Annotated in this window: 4 protein-coding genes; all 4 read left to right on the top strand. The window is 32.0% G+C overall.

The window, feature by feature from the left end; genetic code table 11:
• The first annotated feature begins 462 nt into the window (after nt 1–462).
• Nucleotides 463–1,662, top strand: coding sequence for an SIR2 family protein (locus ADIARSV_RS07255; RefSeq protein ID WP_016194799.1), 1,200 nt, complete (start codon nt 463–465; stop codon nt 1,660–1,662).
• Complete coding sequence (locus ADIARSV_RS07250; protein WP_016194798.1) at nt 1,652–3,412, top strand: ATP-binding protein; 1,761 nt, start codon at nt 1,652–1,654, stop codon at nt 3,410–3,412. Before ADIARSV_RS07255 ends, ADIARSV_RS07250 begins: the two co-directional genes overlap by 11 nt.
• A 27-nt stretch (nt 3,413–3,439) precedes the next feature.
• Entirely contained in the window at nt 3,440–3,622 is a 183-nt protein-coding gene (locus tag ADIARSV_RS07245) for a KTSC domain-containing protein (protein WP_016194797.1), read from the top strand.
• 101 nt (nt 3,623–3,723) lie between these two features.
• Entirely contained in the window at nt 3,724–4,608 is an 885-nt protein-coding gene (locus ADIARSV_RS07240) for a hypothetical protein (RefSeq protein ID WP_152439801.1), read from the top strand.
• Nucleotides 4,609–4,659: the final 51 nt, after the last annotated feature.

Here is a 4,659-nt window from a genome sequence, read left to right as displayed (position 1 = left end):
TTGAACAAAGAAGCAACACAAGGTTATAAAACTTTATTGATACTGTCATGGCCCATTAAAATCAGCATGGTGACATTGATTTGAATTCTATAAGAACCTCTGCTCAAGGGGTGGCTCATCGGCTTCGCCCGATATTTGCATTTATGATAAATAATTAGGCCATTCTAAGCTCAGAGTACTGGCTCTGAGACAAAGAAGTAACATTAGGTAGTGGAAATGCCAACGAATGATAGAATAATTGTCGGTTTTCAAACCAAATCAAGACCATGGAAAATAAATTTTTTAATCCTGTGGGCGATAACTAAGTATGTTGAAAGCTCATTAATGCAATATAAGCACTCTTAGCTAAGACTTTTACTGGCAATTACAAATAAAATCTTTACTATAAAATTTCATGTTGTTGAATAAAAATTAATACATTTAACTATCTCTAAATAAACATAAATAAACCTATCAATTCTCATGACTACACTTGATGTCGTTAAAGAGATAAGAGAGCTAAAGAGCCAGCTTTCTTACTCAAAAAACATTGGATTTTTTTTTGGTGCAGGTACGTCTTGCGCATTGAAAATTCCTAATATTGAACAACTAACTTCAGCTATAGAAGAAAGACTTACTGAACCCAAGAAAGCGTTGTTTCTAATTGTCAAAAATGACATAAAAGATCAACACGAAAACAAGCCTACAATAGAAGATATACTTAACCAAATTAGAAGAATTCGTGAAATAACTTCTGATTCTGCTAAAGAATACGTGGGATTAAGCGGAATTAATGCAAAGGAACTAGATTTAGAAATTTGTAAAATCATCTACACGGTGATTTCTGAAAAGGAGGCTGATGCTGATATAACTCCGACTAGACAGTTCTTTGCGTGGCTAAGTCTTTTAAATCGAGATTTTTCAAAAGAAATTTTTACAACCAATTATGACTTAATTATTGAAAAATCTTTAGAGGCAAGTCAAATTCCTTACTTTGATGGCTTCGTAGGAGCATTTGAACCATTCTTTTGGCAGGAAAGTATAGACACTTTTGTGAAGAAAAATGATTTGACGCAAAACTGGATAAGATTATGGAAAATTCATGGCTCATTAAGTTGGTTTTGGAAGAACGATGATAAAGCTAAAACGCAAAAAGTTATTCGCTTAGGAAGGGTTGAGACAATACCAATGGGAAATGAGCTGGTTATTTATCCATCAAAAGATAAATACGATTCGTCTAAAAAACAGCCATTCATAGCATACTTTGATAGATTCAAGAATTATCTATTAAATGGAGAATTGCTTTTTGTGTTTACAGGGTATTCCTTCTCTGATCAACACATTAACGAAATAATCTTTAATTGTTTAAGGCAAAATAATAGATTAACAATTCTTGTTTTTTGCTTTAAAGATTCTGAGGTTGAGCAATTACATTCTTTAACAGCTTCTTATTTAAATATAAATATTTTTGGGCCTAAAAAAGCCATAATTAATGGCGCTTTAGGTGATTGGGAATTCTCTAAAACTGGTTTAAAACAAGCTGAAAGATTCGATCATTTTTGGAATGAAAGTAACGGTGAATTAATGCTCGGAGACTTCGTATCGTTAGTAAATTTTTTAGTCATAAATTCTGGTAAACAAGATTTAGCAACAACAACAACAACAACAACAGATGAAAACTGATATCACTTATCTAGGTAAAATTATAAGAGTTGATTCAAATGTCGTTGAAGTGGAAGTTTGCAATGATATTCCTTCCTCAGCTCCAATTATTAATGGTAGACTTTATAAAATTGGTCAAATTGGCACCTTTGTTAAAATCCCAATCGGTAATATTTTAATCTACGGTATTGTGTCCTCAGTCAGCAATATTCCAAATAAAGCAGATGATCTATCTAATTTTGGTTATGGGTCTCGTTTTTTAAGCGTCCAATTGGTGGGGGAAAAGATTGGCGAAGAGGAATTTGAAAAAGGAATTGGCACATATCCTACCATTAACGATGAGGTTCATCTAGTTATAGAACAAGATTTATTTGATATCTACGGCAAAAAAGATGATGGATGTATTGAAATAGGAAGACATTCTTCATCTGAAAATCTATCTGTTTATGCCGACATAAAAAAACTCGTTCTCAGGCACTGCGCAATTTTAGGATCAACGGGTAGTGGTAAGTCTAATACAACAGTAAGTATAGTTAAGTCAATCATAAATGATTACAACGGTTCTAGAGTTGTTCTTATAGATCCACATGGAGAATATTCATCCGCATTTCCAGATGCAAAAGTTTTTAAAATTAACGATGCTACCAGCCCGTTGTATATCCCTTTTTGGTTGATGAATTTTGATGAATTGGCTTACTTCTTAGTAAATGCTAAACCGATAGATGATTCAAAACCTGAATATAGACTATTAAGAGAACTGATTACAACTTTTAAAAAGAAAAATAATATTCTAATTTCTGGAACAATTGATCAAAATTTTATAACAGCAGACTCGCCTATTCCTTTTAATGTAAGAGAATTGTGGTGGGAGATGAATTGGTGGCTAAATGCTACATTTACTACTTCAGACAGAGATAGTCAAACCATAACGACCTCAACTCAAACCAGTAAGGGGGACTATTTAAATTTAATCCCTGCATCTTTTCTACCTTACGCTACAAATAATGCATTACCACATAAGTCTAGACATGGTGAGTATTATTCATACGAAAAAAAAATTCTTTCAAGACTAAAAGATAGTAGGTACGACTTTCTTTTTAATCCAGGTGACATTACCGGATTAGCTCCTAATCGAGATTTAAATGATTTGTTAAATGATTGGATAGGTAGTGAGAGTAAACTAGTAATACTTGATCTAAGTGGTGTTCCTTTTGAAGTATTAGATATAACTGTCGGTTTAATAACGAGATTTATATATGATAGCATGTACTGGGGACGGCATGAAACTTATACAGGAAAACAGCGCCCAATTTTGATGGCATATGAAGAAGCCCACACATATTTAAATAAAAACGATAATAACTCGTATTCAAAAGTTGCAGTTGAAAGGATTTTTAAAGAAGGAAGAAAATTCGGCATTGGGGCATTAGTCATATCCCAAAGACCATCTGAAATTTCTGAAACTATATTAGCACAAGTAGGAACTTTTGTAGCTCTAAGATTAACAAATAGTGGAGACCAATCGATCGTAAAATCATCAGCACCCGACAATTTAAACACTTTAATTGATTTATTACCAGCTTTAAGGACTGGCGAGGCAATAATAGTAGGTGAAGCCATAAGGATACCCTCGCGGGTGAGAATTAAGCTAAATCAACCTCGTCCTACAAGTGATGATCCAGATTTAGTTAAATCTTGGAATAAAGTGCACCCAGAAAATATTGAAAATTATAAAATAGTTGTAAATAAAATACGCCAACAAAAAAATTAGATGGAAAGAAATTATATTGATTCAAGTATGATTATAAGTATAGGTTTTAAAGATTCTATATTAGAGATAGAGTTTAAAGGTAACGGACAGATATGGCAATACGAGGATGTTCCAGAGTATTTGTATCACGAAATGATGTCTGCGTCCTCACAGGGGAAATTTTGGCATGCTAATATTAAGGGGCAATATAGGGAATCAAGAGCCAACTAAATAGTTTCCAAATTGTTTTTTGGGAAGCTTTAAGGAATTTAATATATGCTTAATTCTTTACCACAATATTTAGTAATTTTTTAAATCCAATAATGCAATTTATGATTATTACAGAAGATGAGTTTGAATTAAATCTACTTTTTGATAAAAAAAAGAATCCTAAAGATGCTTTTCTTAAAATTAGCGACGCTTTTAATTGCTTAAATATGGTTGACGACTATTATCTGTCCCTAGCAGATAACAGCCTTATTGTTAGTTATGAATTAACTAATTTAGAGTTCTCATCAATTAAATCAAAGATTGCTCAGATAATTCGAGAAATACCCGATGAGGCAATTAGGGACTTTGATTGGAAAAAACTGTTAGGGCATTTTTTATTAAAAGTAAAATATCGATTATTGAGATTTTTGGAGGAAACTCAAGAAGTTAATACCGTTTTATCGATTGAAACACTATTGCAAGAAGTAGAGGTGGACAAAAAACTAATTTTAGGCAAGTCAGACTATTTGTTACATGAAGCGAGTTTTTTTGTCTTTCTAAACTTAATAGAGAAATTAATTAGTTCAGCAAAGAAACTAAGTGATGACGAAAGGCTTGAATATAAGACAGAATTTGGTACCGTAAGAATAGATAATAGAATTAGCTTCAACAGAGACAACATTTTTAGTGATCTTGGAAATAAATCATTGTCAAATGAAACTACGGAAATCTTGAAAATAAAATCAACTGATTTTTTAAGCAGTGAAAAAATGTGGGCATTTAAGCTGAATAATAAATCTATAAACGCTCGAATAACCGACCATAATTGGTTAAGAAGATATTATCAAAGAGATTTTCCGTTACTGCCTAATGATTCACTTAAGGTTAGATTAAAAGTAACATATAGCACTATAGATAAAGGAGAAATATATGCTCCCCATTATGAAATAACGGAAGTAATTGATGTTATTTATCCCGAAAACTTACAAATGGATACATTATTTTAAATAAAATATTGACAGTAATATTGACGGTAAAAACAAAAAACCTCTGTAGTA

Source organism: Arcticibacter svalbardensis MN12-7, from assembly GCF_000403135.1.
GTDB classification, from domain to species: domain Bacteria; phylum Bacteroidota; class Bacteroidia; order Sphingobacteriales; family Sphingobacteriaceae; genus Arcticibacter; species Arcticibacter svalbardensis.
This window is presented reverse-complemented; position numbering and strand designations above follow the sequence as displayed.

Coding starts and splice junctions, on each gene's coding strand:
- ADIARSV_RS07255 (WP_016194799.1), top strand. CDS start 463: ATGACTACACTTGATGTCGTTAAAGAGATAAGAGAGCTAAAGAGCCAG.
- ADIARSV_RS07250 (WP_016194798.1), top strand. CDS start 1,652: ATGAAAACTGATATCACTTATCTAGGTAAAATTATAAGAGTTGATTCA.
- ADIARSV_RS07245 (WP_016194797.1), top strand. CDS start 3,440: ATGATTATAAGTATAGGTTTTAAAGATTCTATATTAGAGATAGAGTTT.
- ADIARSV_RS07240 (WP_152439801.1), top strand. CDS start 3,724: ATGATTATTACAGAAGATGAGTTTGAATTAAATCTACTTTTTGATAAA.